The sequence below is a fragment of the Neorhizobium sp. NPDC001467 genome (assembly GCF_050275975.1).
In the GTDB taxonomy this organism is placed as follows: Bacteria; Pseudomonadota; Alphaproteobacteria; order Rhizobiales; family Rhizobiaceae; genus Neorhizobium.
The window spans coordinates 74,540-92,851 of sequence record NZ_JBNNPS010000004.1 but is presented as its reverse complement, the minus strand read 5'-3'; the positions used below and the strand labels follow the sequence as shown (position 1 = coordinate 92,851).

Sequence of the window (18,312 nt, the reverse complement as noted above, 5' to 3'; positions counted from 1 at the left end):
GCGTCACTTCTTCAGCTGCTCCTTGAGAGCAGCCAGCTTTGCGAAAGGCGAATCCGGGTCCAGCGGCTTTTCCTTGCGAGGAGGACGGGCCTCGAACCGGGCCGGCTGCTGCGACGACTTATGCCGCTCGTTCCGGTCGTTTCGGTCCGGACGCTCGCCGCGCGGCGGACGATCGCCACCACGATTGTCGAGACGACGATCGCCGCGGTTCGGCTTGCCACCGTCACGACCCCGCCCTTCCTGCTCGCTGCGACCTTCATTGCCGCGGCCTTCGCCGCCACGACGGTTGTCGCGGCGCTGTTGGCCGCCTTCCGCCTGTCCTTTGCCACCACGGGTATGTTGACCATGTCCGCGGCGTTCACCCTGCGGACGGCCGCCACGCTGTTGTTCACTGCGGCCGCCACCCGGACGCCACAGGAGAACCGGCTTCGGCTCTTCCGCTGCAGCCTGAGGTTCCGCGGCAGGCGTTTCGGCCGTTGGCGTGGTATCGGCGGGCGCTTCCGTGCCGGCAACCGAAGCGACGTCGGCGGAAGCCTCCGGCGACGGCTCAGTGGCTTCGGCACCGGCCTCCACCTGCGCCGTATCCGCCTGCGTTTCGACGGGAGCGGCTTCAGGCGAAACGGCGGCGTTTTCCTCCGCGGCGACGGCCTCGGCTTCCGGTTCGGATGCCGTGGCAACGGATGCCCCAGCGTCGGCGGTCTTGCTGTCTTCGCCTGCGAGGAAGGCTGCAGCCTCCTCGGCCTTCACGGCGTCGGCGCGGTAACCGAGACCCTTGAGAATTTCTTCCATATCGTCGGCGGTGGCGCCGAGGATGGAAAGCATTGCCGTCGTGGTGGTGAAGCGGCGGCCGTCATATGCGCCTTCCGGACGCGGCTGCCCGGGCTTCCACTGCAGAAGCGGACGAATGAGATCGGCGAGGCGTTCAAGGATGTCGATGCGCACGGCGCGCTTGCCGAGGAAACGGAAACCGGCCAGACGATAGAACATCCGCTCATAGGAGGCGTCGGCTACGACCGAGGTGCGCCCTGCCGCGAGTGCCGGAATGAGTTCTCCGTAACCCGGCTTGTCGAGACCATCGTTCTTGAGCGCCCAGAGCAGCGTGATGAGTTCAGCCGGAGCCGGCTTCAGCAGCGCCGGCATGAAAATGTGATAGGCGCCGAAACGCACGCCATAACGGCGCATCGACGCACGGCCTTCCTGATCCAGCGACTTGACGTCGTCGGCAACGTCACGACGGAAGAGCACGCCGAGATTTTCGACGATCTGGAAGGCCAACCCCTTGGCGATACCCTGCAGGTCCTCCGCCCGCGACAGGTCGTCGAGCGGCTTCAGCACCGTTGCGATGTGATGATTGACGAAGCGCTCGATACGCGCGGCCGCATGGTCGCGGGCGCCGCCGGTCAGTTGCTCGTCGGACAGAAGAATGACGCGCGGACGCATGACGTGGTCGCTTTCCGCAAGGCGCGCCACCGGATCGCCAAGCCAGCGGACGAAACCGTCGGACCCGAGCGCGAGGTCGCCATTGCCGCTGGCGTAAAGACGCGCGGCGCGGGCTTCGAATTCCAACGCCAATGCTTTTTGCGCAGCAGCCTGAACAGCCTTGGCATCCGGCCCATCCGTCCCGGAGACGGCTGTGAACCGGAAACCGGCGAGTTGTCCGACGTGATGTCCCTCGACGAAAACGTCGCCATTTACACTAATTTCTGCTTCCAGCATCGCATTCTCTCTCAGGCGCTTCATGAGCACAGATGTCCTGCGATCAACAAAGCGTTTCGTCAACCTTTCATGTAGCGCGTCGGACAACCTATCTTCGATTTCCCGTGTCTTTTCTTGCCAGTGTGTCGGATGCGCCAACCAACCCGGACGATTTGAAACATAGGTCCAGGTCCTGATTTGGGCGATTCGCGCCGAAAGCGTGTCGATCTCGCCTTCGGTTCGGTCCGCCCTCTTCACCTGCTCGGCCATGAAATCTTCATTGACCGCGCCATGGCGCACAAGATCGGAAAAAAGCGTCGAAATGAGGTCAGCATGCTGCGCCGGCGCGATGCGCCGGTAATCGGGAAGCGCACAGGCGTCCCACAGCGTTTCGACGCGCTGGGGCGTCGTCGCCAGGTCCTTGATCTCGGCATATCGCGAAAGGTGATCCAGCGCCTGGCTGTCGGTTGCGGGAAGGGCGCGCGTCAGGCCCTGTACGGCGGGAGCGGCATCGAGGCTGTTGCGCAGATCGCGCAGCGAAGAGAAGTCGAGCTGCTTGGAGCGCCACTGCAGCACTTTCACGCTGTCGAACCGGTGGCTTTCGATCCGTTCCACCAGCTCCTCGTCAAAAGGCTGCACCTGGCCGGTTACGCCAAACGTGCCGTCGCGCAGGTGGCGGCCGGCGCGACCGGCAATCTGCGCCATTTCCGACGGATTGAGATTGCGGAACTGGAAACCGTCGAACTTTCGATCCTGTGCGAAGGCGACGTGATCGACATCGAGATTAAGACCCATGCCGATCGCATCCGTCGCTACCAGATATTCGACATCGCCGGACTGGTAGAGGCCGACCTGGGCGTTGCGGGTGCGCGGGGAAAGCGCGCCGAGCACGACGGCAGCACCACCGCGCTGGCGACGGATCAATTCGGCGATCGCGTAAACCTCGTCGGCAGAAAAAGCGACGATGGCGGTGCGCTGCGGCAGACGGGTGATCTTCTTCTGGCCGGAGTAAAAAAGCTGCGACAGACGCGGACGCTCGACAACGGTGATGCCGGGCAGCAGTTTTTCCAGGATCGGCCGCATGGTTGCGGCACCAAGCAGAAGCGTTTCCTCGCGGCCGCGCAGATGCAGGAGACGATCCGTGAAGATATGTCCGCGCTCAAGATCGCCCGCCAGTTGCACCTCATCGATGGCGACGAAGGCAGCCTTGGTTTCGCGCGGCATGGCCTCAACCGTGCAGACGGAGAAACGGGCCATATGCGGCGTGATCTTTTCCTCGCCGGTCACCAGTGCGACATTATGGTGCCCGACTTTTTCCACCAGCCGGCTGTAAACCTCGCGCGCCAGAAGGCGCAGCGGCAGGCCTATGACGCCCGATCCGTGCGCCACCATGCGTTCGATCGCAAAATGCGTCTTGCCGGTATTGGTTGGTCCGAGAACCGCAGTCACACCGCGGCCACTCAATATCGTGGGCTGAACGTTCAAGACAAAAGTCCGCACTAATCACAAGGTCGCCGGGCATATGATCCCCGGACGCCCGTCACACATGGCGATAGTATTAGCCAAACGCAAGCCGTTTCTCCCCGGCAGCCTCCGGCATCGCAGCCGCATGGTCTCTTCGAGGCTAACACCCTAAGCGGGAAAGCAGGACGGAACAGCATAGGAACGAAGAGGCGACGAATCGGTTACTTCTACGTATTCCTCGTTTGTTCCTCGGGCCTTAACCGCGATCGGATTTTACGGTGGACAATCAGGGTAGAAATACGATTCATGCTCTTATTAGAATGCAAGATTTCGCGCTCTATCCTTAACCATTGCTAAGAAACCGATCTGACTATGGATTGCGAGATGGTCAGCGAGGCGGAATTGTCTGAGAACAAGCGTGCGATTTTATCTGTTGCCGGGGGGCTAGAGTGACAGTTCACTCGATTTTACAATTTTTGGTCTTGGCCCAAGAGGCAAAAAACCAGACAGAACTGGCGGCGGAATTCGAGGCGGTGCTGAAGAATTACGGTTTCAGCTATTACGGCATCTGGATGAAATCCCAGACGCTCGGCTATCTCGAAAGTACCGTTCTATGGGGGCGCTGGCCGGAAGGCTGGCAGGAAACCTATGCGGCCAAGAAATTCGGTCTCGTCGATCCCACCATTCGCATGCTGGCCGTGGCACAACGCCCGTTTCGCTGGCGCGAGGCCATCAGCATGTTCAGAAGCGATCCCAACCGCAAGCGTATCCAGCGGATGATGCAGGATGCCTCGCGCTCGGGCCTCAATGACGGCTACACGTTTCCAGTCCATGGTCGCAACGGCCTTCTCGGTCATGTCAGCATCGGCGGCCAGTTCATCGATCTGTCGCCGGCCGAGATGACGATGTTCGATGCGGCCGCCAAGAAAATGTTCTGGCGCAGCCTGGAATTGACCGGAAAGGCCTCGCATTTCGAAGCGATCAAATCGGTCGAGACTACCCTGACCCGTCGAGAGACAGAGGTTCTGCATCTTCTCGCTGAAGGCATGACTTCACACGAGATCGCCAAGGCGCTGAGCATTTCGAACCACACGGTGGATTGGTATATCAACGCCATTCAGGAAAAATTCGAGGCCAGCAACCGGCAGCATGTCGTCGCCATCGCCTTTCGGCTGGGACTGGTTTCCTGAGACCGTAGAGGTCGGTTGCGTAAGAGATTGGACTTGATCCGGCAGGCTATTAGTGATCGTCTCGCGGTCGCAGCATATCGCAAGTACGATGGGAGACAGTCTTGCCGATCTCGAAAATCCTTGTTGCCAACCGATCCGAAATCGCGATCCGTGTTTTTCGTGCCGCCAACGAGCTCGGAATAAAAACGGTCGCCATCTGGGCGGAAGAGGACAAGCTTTCGTTGCACCGTTTCAAGGCGGATGAAAGCTACCAGGTCGGCCGCGGGCCGCATCTGGAAAAGGACCTTGGGCCGATCGAGAGCTATCTTTCGATCCCGGAAGTTATCCGGGTGGCAAAACTGTCCGGTGCCGATGCGATCCATCCGGGGTACGGTCTCCTGTCGGAAAGCCCGGAATTCGTCGATGCCTGCGATGCCGCCGGCATTATCTTCATCGGCCCGCGACCCGACACGATGCGCCAGCTCGGCAACAAGGTGGCGGCCCGCACTCTTGCCATCTCGGTTGGCGTGCCGGTCGTACCCGCCACCGAACCGCTGCCCGAGGATATGGCGCAGGTTGCGCAAATGGCCGAGGAAATCGGTTACCCGGTGATGCTGAAAGCCTCCTGGGGTGGCGGCGGACGCGGCATGCGTGCCATCCGTGATCCGAAGGATCTCGCAAGGGAAGTTGTCGAGGCCAAGCGGGAGGCGAAAGCCGCCTTCGGCAAGGACGAGGTCTATCTCGAAAAACTGGTGGAGCGCGCCCGCCATGTCGAAAGCCAGATTCTCGGCGACACGCATGGCAATGTCGTTCATCTGTTCGAGCGCGATTGTTCCATCCAGCGCCGAAACCAGAAAGTCGTCGAGCGCGCGCCGGCCCCTTACCTCTCCGAGGCACAAAGGCAAGAACTGGCGAACTATTCGCTGAAGATCGCCAAGGCCACGAACTATGTCGGCGCCGGCACGGTCGAATATCTGATGGATGCCGAGACCGGCAAATTCTACTTCATCGAAGTCAATCCGCGCATCCAGGTCGAGCATACCGTGACCGAAGTCGTCACCGGCATCGATATCGTCAAGGCGCAGATCCACATCCTCGAAGGCGCCGCCATCGGCACGCCGGAATCCGGCGTCCCGGCGCAGGGAAATATCCGTCTCAACGGCCATGCCCTGCAATGCCGCATCACCACCGAGGACCCGGAACAGAATTTCATCCCGGATTACGGCCGCATCACCGCCTATCGGTCTGCCGCCGGTTTTGGCATCCGTCTCGATGGCGGCACGGCCTATACCGGGGCAATCATCACCCGCTTTTACGACCCGCTTCTGGTGAAGGTGACGGCATCGGGCTCCACCCCTCAGGAAGCGATCAGCCGGATGGACCGCGCCCTGCGCGAATTCCGCATCCGCGGCGTCGCCACCAACCTGACCTTCCTCGAGGCGATCATCGGCCACGAGAAATTCCGCGATAACTCCTACACCACACGCTTCATCGATACGACCCCGGAACTGTTCGAGCAGGTAAAGCGACAGGACCGCGCAACGAAACTGTTGACCTATCTCGCCGACGTGACCGTCAACGGCCATCCGGAAACCAAGGGCCGGCCGACGCCATCCGCCAACGCCGCGAAACCGATCCTCCCCCATGTCGAAGAGGAGATCCAGAGCGGTAGCAGACAGAAGCTCGACGAACTCGGGCCGCGGAAATTTGCCGAATGGATGCGTGGACATGATCGCGTCCTGATCACCGATACGACCATGCGCGACGGGCACCAATCGCTTCTGGCCACGCGCATGCGCACCCATGACATCGCCCGCATCGCCGATGTCTATGCCCGTGCTCTGCCCAATCTGTTCTCGCTGGAATGCTGGGGCGGCGCGACCTTCGACGTCTCGATGCGGTTCCTGACCGAAGACCCATGGGAGCGCCTGTCACTGATCCGCGGCGGTGCGCCGAACCTTCTGCTGCAGATGCTGCTGCGCGGCGCCAATGGGGTCGGCTACAAGAACTATCCCGACAACGTCGTCAAATATTTTGTCCGTCAGGCAGCCAGAGGCGGCATCGATCTCTTCCGCGTGTTCGACTGCCTGAACTGGGTCGACAACATGCGCGTATCCATGGATGCCGTGCAGGAGGAAAACAAGCTCTGCGAAGCGGCGATCTGCTATACCGGCGATCTGACCAATGCAGCGCGCCCCAAATACGACCTTAAATATTACGTCGCGCTGGCGCAGGACCTCGAAAAGGCTGGCGCCCATATCATCGCCGTAAAGGACATGGCAGGCCTGCTGAAACCGGCTGCCGCCCACACCCTGTTTACGGCGCTGCGTCAGGAAACTGCACTGCCGATCCATTTCCACACCCATGATACATCCGGCATTTCGGCAGCCACCGTGCTTGCCGCCGTGGAAGCCGGTGTCGACGTGGTCGATGCGGCCATGGACGCGTTCTCGGGCAACACGTCGCAGCCCTGCCTCGGCTCGATCGTCGAAGCACTGTCCGGCACCGAGCGCGATTCAGGCCTCGATCCGGAATGGATCCGGAAAATCTCGTTCTACTGGGAAGCGGTGCGCGGCCAGTACGCCGCCTTCGAAAGCGATCTGAAGGGACCGGCTTCGGAAGTCTATCTGCATGAAATGCCGGGCGGCCAGTTCACCAATCTCAAGGAACAGGCACGTTCACTGGGACTGGAAACCAAGTGGCACAAGGTCGCCCAGACCTATGCCGACGTGAACCAGATGTTCGGCGATATCGTCAAGGTCACGCCGTCCTCCAAGGTCGTCGGCGACATGGCGCTGATGATGGTGAGCCAGGACTTGACCGTTGCCGATGTCGAAAACCCGGCCAAGGACATCGCCTTCCCGGATTCGGTCGTCGCCATGCTGAAGGGCGATCTCGGCCAGCCTCCGGGCGGATGGCCGGCAGCGATCCAGAAGAAGGCTTTGAAAGGCGACAAACCCTACACGGACGTGCCCGGCTCGCTTCTGGCGGACGCCGATCTCGATCAGGAACGCAGCGATATCGAGACGAAGCTGGAACGCAAGGTCGATGACTTCGAATTCGCCTCATACCTGATGTATCCGAAAGTCTTTACCGACTTCGCACTGGCCTCCGACACCTATGGTCCGGTTTCCGTTCTGCCGACCCCTGCGTTCTTCTACGGGATGGCGGATGGCGAGGAACTGCTGGCCGATATCGAGAAGGGCAAGACGCTTGTCATCGTCAACCAGGCCGCGAGCGCGCCCGACGCGCAAGGGATGGTGACGGTATTCTTCGAACTGAACGGCCAACCGCGTCGCATCAAGGTGCCGGATCGCAACCGCACGTCTGCCAGCGCGATCCGCCGCAAGGCCGAGGGCGGCAACGCGGCCCATCTTGGCGCGCCGATGCCGGGCGTGGTTTCGACCGTTGCCGTGTCAGCCGGCCAGACGGTGCAGGCGGGTGATGTGCTCATTTCCATTGAGGCGATGAAGATGGAAACCGCGCTGCATGCCGAAAAGGACGGGATGATTGCCGAAGTGCTGGTCAAGGCTGGCGACCAGATCGATGCCAAGGATCTGCTGATCGTCTACGCTGACTAACGGCGCAGAGGCCGGAACCGGCGGTACGGTGGTCAGCCGTCGACCGCCTCGTCTGGCTTGCCGAGCCGATATCGCCGCGCCGCCAGTCTTTCGCTGTAGACGATCACCAGCCCGGCCAGGAGAATGAGCAACGCGCCGATGGCGACATTGCTGGTCGGGAAATCGTGCCAGATGAGATAGCCGATCAGGAAAGACCAGATCAGCGACGAATATTCGAACGGTGCCAGAACCGAAACCGGCGCCCGGCGCATCGCCTCGAAGAGGGTCGCCTGCGCCCCAGCGCCGATCAGCCCGACCACCAGCAGAAGCAGTCCGGTTTCCAGTGCGACCGGGCGCCAGTTATAATAGGCCATCGCAAACGTCATCAGCACAAAGAATGTGTTGGTCAGCGTCATTTGCACGATGGTAGGTTCGTTCATGGCCGTCTTGCGCAACAGAACGCTGCCGCCTGCCCACAGCACGGCAGCTAGCAGCGCCAGGCCGACAGGCAAGGATACCGTAAGCCCGACCGGATTGCTGGCGATGAAGACCCCGACGAACCCCAGTATGATTGCCGCCCAGCGTTGCGCCGGCACCTTTTCCTTGAGAATCGGGATGGCAAGCAGGGTGGCGACGACCGGTGAGGCGTAATAGAGCGTCGTCATTTCCGCCAGCTGCAGCGATTTTGCCGCCGTATAGAAGGAAAACCATGCGGTGAGAAGGAACACGCTGCGCACCGCCATCGGCAGCATGATCGGCGTGCGCAGTGCCCGGGCCGGCAAACTGCGCCCCCCGACGACTAGGCAGCCGATCACGATCGTGACGCTGCGCACGAAGATGATCTGCCAGACGCTGAAATCGGCGACCAGAAGCTTCACCACGGCATCGTGCACGGTGAACAGGAGATAGGATGCGCTGATTAGCACGACGCCGGCGGCGATGCTGGATCTGATGGGGGCCGCGGCCGACATGAGCGCCTCATATGGGTTGTGGCTTCTGCGCTTCACAGCGGGTGACGATCAAATGAAAACAGGTCCTTCGGCGCTCCAGGACCGAAAGGGCCGATATTTTGCCGTCGGATTGGCGACAAAACGGGTACCGAAACGGTTTCCATTTAACAGCGAACCGCTCTAGGTTATCTGTGAATAAAAGCAACCGTCTTGCTGCGAACGGAGCGGGCGCGCATGTGGTCGCGCTGTCGGTTTGATGCCGGCACGCTTGAGCGGGAGGATGGATATGGACAAGAGCCTGGACCTAGTGACGAGGGCCTCCGCCCCCGTCGTGACGCGCGAACGCATCGGTGTCGCCCTGTTGTTTCTGATGAACGGCTTCATGATGGGTGCCTGGGCACCGAAAATCCCGGAATTTGCCGCACGATTGAGCCTCGACGAAGCGACGCTCGGCGTCATGATTCTGGTGTTCGGCCTCGGCTCGCTGGCAATGATGCCGGTTGCGGGTAGTCAGATCGCGCGATTCGGCTCTAGCACTGTCACGCGGTTTGCCGCCGTGCTGCTGACGCCGTGTCTGCTCACCCTGACCTTTGTCGGCAATGTCTGGCTGGGCGGCGTCGCCATCTTTCTGTTCGGCGGGCTGATCGGTGCCATGGATGTGGCGATGAATGCCAACGCGGTTTCGGTCGAACGCCATATGCGCCGGGCCATCATGTCGTCCTGCCACGCCTTCTGGAGCCTTGGCGGACTGATCGGCGCGGCTACCGGCGGTTTCCTTATAGACCATGTCGGTGTGGGCACGCATGCCGTGATCGTCACCATCGCCGCCGCCATCATGGTGGCAGCGGCCTGGCCGCTGGTGTTCCATGACGCACCTCACCCCGACGAGGATGTTTCTAGCCGACCCCGCGGCCTGCCAAGATCTCCCCTCCCCTGGCTGATCGGCGTCCTCGCCCTGTTCTGCATGATCCCGGAGGGCGCGATCCTCGATTGGGGCGCGCTTTACATGCGCAACGAACTCGGCGCTTCGGCCACGCTGTCGGGTTTCGCCTTTGCCGCCTTCTCGCTGACCATGGCATTGATGCGTTTTGCCGGCGACCTGATCCGCGACCGCCTTGGCGCAGTCAAAACATTGCGCGGCTGCGCCGCCATCGCCATCATCGGCCTGATGATCATTGGCTTTGCCGGCAACTCTACCATCGCCATCATCGGATTTGCCCTGTGCGGCATCGGCATTTCCAACATCGTGCCGATCGCCTTTTCCGCGGCCGGCAACCTGCCCGGCATGGCCCCGGGCGTCGGTCTTTCGATTGTCACGACGATGGGCTATTCCGGCATTCTGGTAGCGCCGTCCGCGATCGGCTTCATTGCGCGCCACACCGGTCTTGGCCTGATTTTCGTCGGGCTTTCCATGCTGATCGTCATCGCCATGGCATTTTCATCCCTCGCCCGCCATGCGGATAATGCACATCACTGACGCAGCAGCGAGGGCTCGCCGTTCGCAGCGCAACAGGGTAAACTAAAGGGCCTTTAGGTTGACAAGGCGCATGCCATGATCCACCTGAGTGATCCAACAAGCCAAGGTATCGAGACGTTTGATGTCCTCACCCATCGATTATGATCCAAAGCCCCGTCGCGCCACTGTTGCAGTCGATGTGGGTGGCGTGATCGTCGGCGGCGGCGCGCCGGTCGTCGTCCAGTCCATGACCAATACCGACACCGCCGATGTCGATGCGACGGTTGCGCAAGTGGCCGCCCTCTATAAGGCCGGCTCGGAAATCGTGCGCATCACCGTCGACCGTGACGAAAGCGCTGCTGCCGTGCCGAAGGTACGCGAACGCCTGCTGCGTCTGGGCATGGACGTGCCGCTTGTCGGCGATTTCCATTATATCGGCCACAAGCTGCTCGCCGATCACCCGGCCTGCGCTGAGGCACTGGCCAAATACCGCATCAACCCGGGCAATGTCGGTTTCAAGGACAAGAAGGACAAGCAGTTCGCCGATATCATCGAGATGGCGATCCGCTACGACAAGCCGGTGCGTATCGGCGTCAACTGGGGGTCGCTCGACCAGGATCTGCTGACCACGCTGATGGACCACAACGCCGCCCAGGGCTCGCCGCTTTCGGCGCGTCAGGTCATGCATGAGGCAATCGTGCAATCGGCGCTGATCTCGGCTGAACTCGCCGAATCGATCGGCCTGCCCCGTAACCGCATCATTCTGTCGGCAAAAGTCAGCCAGGTGCAGGATCTGATCGCCTGTTATTCCATGCTGGCGGAGCGCTCCAACCATGCGCTGCATCTGGGTCTCACCGAAGCCGGCATGGGTTCCAAGGGCATCGTCGCCTCGTCCGCTGCCATGGGCTACGTGCTTCAGCACGGCATTGGCGACACGATCCGTGTGTCTTTGACGCCGGAGCCGAACGGCGACCGCACCAAGGAAGTTCAGGTAGCCCAGGAAATCCTGCAGGTCATGGGCTTTCGCCAGTTCATTCCGGTCGTGGCCGCATGTCCCGGCTGCGGCCGCACCACATCGACCGTCTTTCAAGAACTGGCCCAGAACATCCAGAACGATATTCGCAAGAACATGCCGATCTGGCGCGAAAAATATCCCGGCGTCGAGGCGCTCAACGTCGCCGTCATGGGCTGCATCGTCAACGGCCCGGGCGAAAGCAAGCATGCCGATATCGGTATTTCGCTGCCGGGAACGGGTGAAACGCCGGCCGCACCGGTTTTCATCGACGGCAAGAAAGAAATGACGCTACGCGGCCCCAATATTGCCGCGGATTTCGAAAAACTCGTGGCGGATTATATCGAGCAGCGTTTTGGCCAGCGGACTGAAACCGCTGCCGAATAGTGCGGCGCTCCCGTTATTGTGAATGCGGACCGGCGACAATCCGTCCTCCGGCGCCGCATGGTTAACGCCTTCTTTCCTCGTTTCGCCGCAATTCTTGGCAAAGGGACATCCATCTCAGACGACGGGGATTACGATTCGAATGATCAAGAAATTCGCATTGGTGGCGCTTTGCGCTACCTATCTTTCCGCATGCACGACCACTGACCCTTATACCGGTGAACAGAAGACATCGAACATGGCAGGCGGCGCTGCCATTGGTGCCGGCTTGGGCGCACTCGGGGGCCTCGTGGTCGGCGGCGGCAACAAGGGCCGCAACGCGCTTATCGGCGCCGCGATCGGCGGTCTCGCCGGCGGTGCCATCGGCAATTACATGGACAATCAGGAAGCCGAACTGCGCCGTGAACTGCAGGGCACCGGCGTTTCTGTGACCCGCCAGGGCGACCGCATCATCCTCAACATGCCGTCCAACATCACCTTTGCCACTGATCAGGATCAGGTCATCCCGCCCTTCTACCGGACGCTGGATTCGGTCGCCATCGTGCTCAACAAGTTCGGCAAGACCTATATCGACATCAATGGCCATACCGATTCCACCGGCAGCCTGCAGCATAATCAGGGCTTGTCGGAGCGGCGCGCCGCGTCGGTCGCCAATTATCTCGGCAGCCGCGGCATCGATCAGCGGCGCATATCGACCATGGGCTTTGGTCCCTCTCAGCCGATCGCGACCAACGCGACGCCGGACGGGCGCGCCCAGAACCGCCGCGTCGAAGTGGCGATCGCCCCGATCGAGCAGAACTGACACCAGACGGTTCCTACAAACAAGAATGGCCTCGTGTTCCCTCCCGAGCACGGGGCCTTCGTCGTTTACGTTTCCTGTCAAATGCGGCTGGTCAGCAGCTTCACACCGGCAACACCGTAAAAGACGGCCATCGTACCCTCGATCCAGCGCCTGGCAGCCGTGTAGAGGCGTAGTGCATGGCGTGTCGAAAACAGCAACGCATAACCGGTAAAAACCACGAAACTCGACGTGCTGAACATGCCAAGCATCAGCACCACCGTCGAGGCAGGCGCATCAGCGGGAAGCCCCAGCGACATGATCGCAAGCCAGGCAAAGATCGCCTTCGGATTGGTAATGTGGATGGCATAGCCCCGCAGCCACAGCTGCCGGGCAGAGCAATTCGTGTGCGCGGTCCCGCCTGCCGGTACGGCATGGGGCATCCGGGCGGACTTATATGCTTTGAAGGCGAGATAGATCAGATAGAGGCCACCGATGACCTTGATGATCTCGAGCGCGACGGCATAAGTTCGTAAGAGGGCTGCCAGTCCGAGTGCCGCCGAGACACCCCAGGTCAGCGATCCGCAGAAGATACCGAGCGCGAGGACGAGACCGGCTCGGCGCCCTTGCGAGATAGCCGTGCCGATGATCGCGAAATTGGCGGGACCGGGGCTGAGAACGGCTATGAGATAGGCTATGTATGCCGGCCAGATCAGGGAGAGGAAACTGAAGATATCCGGCATGCTGTCTCCCTTCGGAAGGTCGGGCATGCTGAGCGCAATGCCGGCCCGTCAGTTGCTGCGATCGGCAATGAAACGTGCCGCTTCGCGCAATATGGCAGCCTTTTCGCCATAGGGCGAGAGCAGGTTTTCGGCATCCTGCGTCAGCCGATCGAGGCGTTCTTCCGCCCATTCGATGCCATGCAGGGCTACCAGCGTGCCCTTGCCGCGGCCGGCATCCTTGCCCGCCGCCTTGCCGAGAGTCACGGCATCGGAGGTGACATCAAGAAGATCGTCTGCAAGCTGGAACGACAGACCGATCGTCTCGCCGAATTGGCGCATTCTCTGGCGGTGCGAAGCATCGGCCCCGGCGGCGATGGCGCCGGCTTCACAGGCGAAACGCAAAAGGGCGCCGGTCTTCATGGCCTGAAGCTGGACGATACCGGCCTCATCCGGCCGGATGCTTTCAGCCTCGATGTCGAGGATCTGCCCGCCGACCATGCCGCCCATGCCGGCGGCGCGCGACAAGGCGAGCACAAGCTCCGTCTTCTGGCGATCGGAGAGATCGGTTTGCGGTGCGCAGATGATATCAAAGGCATAGGTCAGCAGCGCGTCGCCGGCCAGGATTGCTGTGGCCTCGTCGAAGGCCTTGTGCACGGTCGGCTGGCCGCGGCGTAGATCGTCGTCGTCCATGGCAGGAAGGTCGTCATGGATCAGCGAATAGCAATGAAGGCATTCCAAAGCCACGCCGACCCGCAACGCAGCAGAAGCATCGCCCCCTAGCATGGCGGCGGTTTCACGCACGAGAAACGGCCGCAGGCGCTTGCCTCCGTTGAGCGTGCCGTGACGCATGGCAGCAAGCAGGCGCGGCGGCCGTGCCGTCTCGTCCGTCAGGGCGGCATCCTCGAGCAGCCCAACGAGGGCAGCCTGCGTTTCCATCGCGCTGTCGCGCAGGCGGGTTTCGAATGACGAGGCGAACGTGCTGGGTTGTGGGGTCATGCGCGCTATCTGACATGCGACAAAAGCGCTGGCAATGTCATATTCGGATCACCGTCAGTTTTACGGGCATGACGGGGCAAGGCGGCTGGTTTTTGGCAGGCTTGAACGCTAGAACGGGCGAGAGGCGACAAATGAGTGCGATCTTGGACGCAAGCCCAGTCGAGCAGCAGAACACGGAAGAGGAGCGGCAGGTGGCGCGATCCCGTCACAGGCGGATGTTCTCGCACCCGTTTGTGCGCCGGGTCGTCCTTGCCGTCGCGGCTTTTCTGATTCTTCCCTATCTGCTCGTCCTTTTATACGCCATTCCGTTCATCCGGCCGATCTCCACACTGATGGTGGCCGATCTGGCCCTGCTGCGCGGCTACGACCGACAGTGGACCGCATTCGAGGATATTTCGCCGACCCTCGTCCGTTCTGTCATGATGTCCGAAGACGGCCAGTTCTGCGCCCATGGCGGCGTCGACTGGAACCAGATGCGCGGCGTGGTGCAGGATGCGCTGGATGGAGAACCTACCCGTGGCGCCAGCACCATTCCCATGCAGACGGTCAAGAACCTGTTTTTGTGGAATGGCCGCTCCTTTCTGCGCAAGGGACTGGAATTGCCGCTCGCTCTCTGGGCCGATTTCGTCTGGTCGAAGAAGCGGATGATGGAAATCTACCTCAACGTCGCCGAAATGGGTCCGCAGACCTACGGAGCAGGCGCCGCCGCGCAGCGGCATTTCAAGACCTCGGCCGCCAAGCTCACTCGCCGTCAGGCCGCTCTTCTGGCCGTGTCCTTGCCCAACCCGATCATCCGCATGGCCGGCAAGCCCGGGCGGGGCATGCAAAGGCTCGCCGTCATGGTCGAACGTCGCGCTCAGGCTGCAGGCGATTACATCACCTGTCTTTATCGATAGGGTCGGCGTAATTCATTGGTCACCATGGCCGGCGGACGCTACGCTCTTCTCGTCACAAGGGAGACCGGGCATGGATGGATTGACGCTCTATATCGGCAACAAGAATTATTCGTCCTGGTCGTTTCGCCCATGGATGGCGCTGACCGCATTCGACGTGCCTTTTGAAGAAATCCTCATTCCCTTCGACATGCCCGCCGGCAATCCGCGCTTTGCCGAAATTTCGCCTTCGGCCAAGGTTCCGGTGCTCCATCACGGCACGCGCCGCGTCTGGGAGTCGCTTGCGATCATCGAGTATGTTGCTGAACTCTATCCCGAAAAACGGTTCTGGCCGGAAGATCCAGGCGAGAGGGCGGTGGCACGCGCCGTTTCGATGGAGATGATGTCCGGCTTTCGTGATCTGCGCAGCCTCTGCCCGATGAACATGCGGCGCGCGCCCGCAACGCTCAGCCTCGATCACGATCAGGCGAAAGCCCTGGCAAGGGATATCGGGCGCATCGCCACGATCTGGCGACAGTTGCGCGCGCGGTCCGGCGGACCGTTCCTGTTTGGCGCGTTTACGGCTGCGGACGCCATGTATGCGCCGGTTGTCAATCGGCTCGAAGCCTATGACCTCCCGGTCGACGACGACGCCCGCACCTATATGGATGCGATCAAGGCGACGTCGGCATGGCAGGACTGGGATGCCGGGGCCCGCGCCGAAAGCTGGATCGTTCCAGAGGACGAGGCATGAAGGGAGACCTGCGGGCGATTCTCAAAAATCGACTCGAAAATCGCGGTAGGGACTGGTCAAAGGCCGAGACCGCATGTATAAGCCGCCCAAATTTCCGAGTTTCAGACATGTCAATTCGGCCTGAATTACCGGCCGCGGATATAGTCTGCACGTCAATTGGAGTCGTTTAAAATGGCAGTACCGAAGAGAAAAGTTAGCCGATCCAAGCGCGGTATGCGCCGCTCTGCTGACGCGCTCGCAACCCCGACCTTCGTCGAGGACAAGAACTCCGGCGAGCTTCGCCGTCCGCACCATATCGATCTGAAGACCGGCATGTACCGCGGTCGTCAGGTTCTGACGCCGAAGGAAAGCGCATAAGCTTTTCCGACGTCAGTCGTTTCGAAAGCCCGGTCTCGCGACCGGGCTTTTTGCTGTCTGCCGCAGTGAAATCCGTCGGCAACGGTTATGTCATGCTGTCCAGACGAGTCTGCAACGAACGCAGCTGTTCCTTCAGGTCGTCGAGATCCCGGACATCGGCCGGCTTGCGCGTCTCGCGCGGCGCTTCCGCCTGCGGCGCAAACGGCGTGAACATCTGCACGGCCTGACGGAACATTTCCGTATTGCGGCGCACCTGCTCTTCCATCAGCTGCATCGGCGCCTGCAGGTTCTTTGCAAGCGGTGTTTCGCCCAGCGTGCGGGTCATCTGCTCACGCATCTGCGCCTGCTGGTCGGCGAAGGTCTTCATCGAATGTTCGAGAAAAGTCGGCACGACCATCTGCATCTGGTCCCCGTAATAGGTGATCAGCTGGCGGAGGAACGACACCGGAAGCAGCGTGTTGCCGGTCTTGGATTCCTGTTCGAAGATAATCTGCGTCAGTACAGAATGGGTAATATCCTCGCCAGTCTTGGCATCCTGAACAAGGAATTCCTCGCCCTTCTTGACCATTTTCGCAAGGTCTTCCAGCGTCACATAAGTGCTGGTCCCGGTGTTATAGAGGCGTCTGTTGGCATATTTCTTGATGACAACTTGGCCTTCATTCTTCGCCATATTCTCCTCCTCGTCCCCTTAACATCGTTCTGTTATACGGGTTTCCTCTCCCGCCTGAACACTACGCCCAAACCGGCGAAAGTGACAATGGATTTTTGTGCGCTGCGGTGTGAGCTGGACGTCGGAGAAAGCCCTATCCGCTCTTGGTGCATGGCGGGCCACGGCCGCAATGCCGTTTGACTTGGGCCATCAGCTTTGCCAGTTTCACCGCAATGTTAGGTCGCCTGAGGATACATGCCCATGAGCCAGCCTTCGATCGTGATCGCGTCTGCCGCCCGTACCGCCGTCGGCGCCTTTAACGGCGCATTTTCGGGAGTGCCTGCACATGAACTGGGCGCTGAAGCCATTCGCGGCGTTCTTGCGCGCGCGAATATGGAAGCGGACGAGGTGGACGAGGTCATTCTCGGTCAGGTGCTCGCCGCCGGCGAAGGCCAGAACCCGGCAAGACAAGCCGCGATCAAAGCAGGCATGCCGAAAGAAACCACGGCCTGGGGCGTCAACCAGCTCTGCGGCTCGGGTCTGCGCGCGGTGGCACTCGGCATGCAGCAGATTGCCACCGGCGATGCAGCCATCGTTGTCGCCGGGGGGCAGGAATCCATGTCCATGGCGCCACATTGCGCGCATCTGCGCAACGGCACCAGGATGGGCGACACAACGATGATCGACACGATGATCCGTGATGGCCTCACCGATGCTTTTTACGGCTACCACATGGGAATGACGGCCGAAAACATCGCCCGCCAGTGGCAGCTGTCGCGCGACGAGCAGGACGAATTCGCCGTCGCCTCGCAGAATAAGGCTGAAGCGGCGCAAAAGACGGGACGGTTTGCCGACGAGATCGTCCCCTTCATCGTCAAGAGCCGCAGGGGCGAGGTGACGGTCGACAGCGACGAATATATTCGTGCCGGTGCGACCGTCGACGGTCTGTCCAAACTGCGTCCTGCATTCGACAAGGACGGTACGGTGACGGCGGGCAATGCGTCCGGCATCAATGACGGTGCCGCCGCCGTGCTCCTGATGACGGAAACCGAGGCCCTTCGCCGTGGCCTCACACCATTGGCGCGCATCGCCTCCTGGGCAACGGCGGGCGTCGATCCGCAGGTCATGGGAACCGGACCTATCCCGTCCTCGCGCAAGGCGCTGGCGAAAGCCGGATGGTCGGTTGCCGATCTCGACCTGATCGAGGCCAACGAGGCCTTTGCCGCACAGGCTTGTGTGGTCAACCGTGAACTCGGCTGGGATCCGGCGATCGTCAACGTCAATGGCGGCGCGATCGCCATCGGCCACCCTATCGGCGCCTCCGGTGCGCGCGTTCTCAACACGCTTCTGTTCGAGATGAAGCGCCGTTCCGCGGCAAAAGGTTTGGCAACCTTGTGCATCGGCGGCGGCATGGGCGTTGCCATGTGCCTGGAAGCGATGTGAGCGGGTTCGCCTATTTGCGTGCGGATCTAGGAAATGGCGGATGAAAAGGGT

The 18,312-nt window shown here is 61.1% G+C and carries 14 protein-coding genes; 9 read left to right on the top strand and 5 right to left on the bottom strand.

Annotated features, from left to right (window positions below; all coding sequences use genetic code 11):
- Window positions 1-3: 3 nt before the first annotated feature.
- Window positions 4-3,180 carry a helicase-related protein gene (locus ACQKKX_RS10735; RefSeq protein ID WP_427570682.1) on the bottom strand — a complete coding sequence of 1,059 codons (3,177 nt, stop codon included), beginning with the start codon at window positions 3,178-3,180 and terminating at the stop codon, window positions 4-6.
- Between the two features lie 461 nt (window positions 3,181-3,641).
- Here ACQKKX_RS10735 and ACQKKX_RS10730 point away from each other — a divergent pair, with 461 nt between their 5' ends.
- Together ACQKKX_RS10730 and pyc are read left to right on the top strand one after the other, a co-directional pair.
- The gene (locus ACQKKX_RS10730) at window positions 3,642-4,349 is read left to right on the top strand and encodes a helix-turn-helix transcriptional regulator (protein WP_427570681.1); all 708 of its coding nucleotides are present in this window, start codon (window positions 3,642-3,644) and stop codon (window positions 4,347-4,349) included.
- A gap of 101 nt (window positions 4,350-4,450) precedes the next feature.
- Window positions 4,451-7,909, top strand: a complete 3,459-nt coding sequence (pyc, locus tag ACQKKX_RS10725) for a pyruvate carboxylase (RefSeq protein WP_427570680.1) — start codon at window positions 4,451-4,453, stop codon at window positions 7,907-7,909.
- 32 nt (window positions 7,910-7,941) lie between these two features.
- On the opposite strand, the gene ACQKKX_RS10720 is transcribed toward pyc, so the two are convergent.
- A complete protein-coding gene (locus tag ACQKKX_RS10720) occupies window positions 7,942-8,859 on the bottom strand; it encodes a DMT family transporter (protein WP_427570679.1) in 918 nt (305 codons plus the stop codon).
- 265 nt (window positions 8,860-9,124) lie between these two features.
- Between ACQKKX_RS10720 and ACQKKX_RS10715 the strand changes: the two genes are divergently transcribed.
- From ACQKKX_RS10715 to ACQKKX_RS10705, 3 genes are all read left to right on the top strand, one after another.
- A complete protein-coding gene (locus ACQKKX_RS10715) occupies window positions 9,125-10,315 on the top strand; it encodes an MFS transporter (RefSeq protein WP_427570678.1) in 1,191 nt (396 codons plus the stop codon).
- Window positions 10,316-10,436: 121 nt separating this feature from the next.
- A complete protein-coding gene (gene ispG, locus ACQKKX_RS10710; protein ID WP_427570677.1) occupies window positions 10,437-11,693 on the top strand; it encodes a flavodoxin-dependent (E)-4-hydroxy-3-methylbut-2-enyl-diphosphate synthase in 1,257 nt (418 codons plus the stop codon).
- Window positions 11,694-11,832: 139 nt separating this feature from the next.
- Window positions 11,833-12,492, top strand: a complete 660-nt coding sequence (locus tag ACQKKX_RS10705) for an OmpA family protein (protein WP_427570676.1) — start codon at window positions 11,833-11,835, stop codon at window positions 12,490-12,492.
- A 77-nt stretch (window positions 12,493-12,569) separates the two neighbouring features.
- On the opposite strand, the gene ACQKKX_RS10700 is transcribed toward ACQKKX_RS10705, so the two are convergent.
- Together ACQKKX_RS10700 and ACQKKX_RS10695 are read right to left on the bottom strand one after the other, a co-directional pair.
- On the bottom strand, window positions 12,570-13,211 hold the full coding sequence (locus ACQKKX_RS10700; RefSeq protein WP_427570675.1) for a LysE family translocator: 642 nt from the start codon (window positions 13,209-13,211) through the stop codon (window positions 12,570-12,572).
- 48 nt (window positions 13,212-13,259) lie between these two features.
- Window positions 13,260-14,186 carry a polyprenyl synthetase family protein gene (locus ACQKKX_RS10695; protein WP_427570674.1) on the bottom strand — a complete coding sequence of 309 codons (927 nt, stop codon included), beginning with the start codon at window positions 14,184-14,186 and terminating at the stop codon, window positions 13,260-13,262.
- A gap of 215 nt (window positions 14,187-14,401) precedes the next feature.
- Here ACQKKX_RS10695 and ACQKKX_RS10690 point away from each other — a divergent pair, with 215 nt between their 5' ends.
- From ACQKKX_RS10690 to rpmF, 3 genes are all read left to right on the top strand, one after another.
- Complete coding sequence (locus ACQKKX_RS10690) at window positions 14,402-15,082, top strand: transglycosylase domain-containing protein (protein WP_427570893.1); 681 nt, start codon at window positions 14,402-14,404, stop codon at window positions 15,080-15,082.
- Window positions 15,083-15,152: 70 nt separating this feature from the next.
- The gene (locus tag ACQKKX_RS10685; RefSeq protein ID WP_427570673.1) at window positions 15,153-15,812 is read left to right on the top strand and encodes a glutathione S-transferase family protein; all 660 of its coding nucleotides are present in this window, start codon (window positions 15,153-15,155) and stop codon (window positions 15,810-15,812) included.
- Window positions 15,813-15,983: 171 nt separating this feature from the next.
- Window positions 15,984-16,169 carry a 50S ribosomal protein L32 gene (gene rpmF / locus ACQKKX_RS10680; RefSeq protein ID WP_112458846.1) on the top strand — a complete coding sequence of 62 codons (186 nt, stop codon included), beginning with the start codon at window positions 15,984-15,986 and terminating at the stop codon, window positions 16,167-16,169.
- Window positions 16,170-16,254: 85 nt separating this feature from the next.
- Here rpmF and phaR read toward each other — a convergent pair whose 3' ends face one another.
- A complete protein-coding gene (phaR, locus tag ACQKKX_RS10675; RefSeq protein ID WP_427570672.1) occupies window positions 16,255-16,839 on the bottom strand; it encodes a polyhydroxyalkanoate synthesis repressor PhaR in 585 nt (194 codons plus the stop codon).
- A gap of 240 nt (window positions 16,840-17,079) precedes the next feature.
- Here phaR and ACQKKX_RS10670 point away from each other — a divergent pair, with 240 nt between their 5' ends.
- Window positions 17,080-18,261, top strand: coding sequence for an acetyl-CoA C-acetyltransferase (locus tag ACQKKX_RS10670; protein ID WP_427570671.1), 1,182 nt, complete (start codon window positions 17,080-17,082; stop codon window positions 18,259-18,261).
- Window positions 18,262-18,312: the final 51 nt, after the last annotated feature.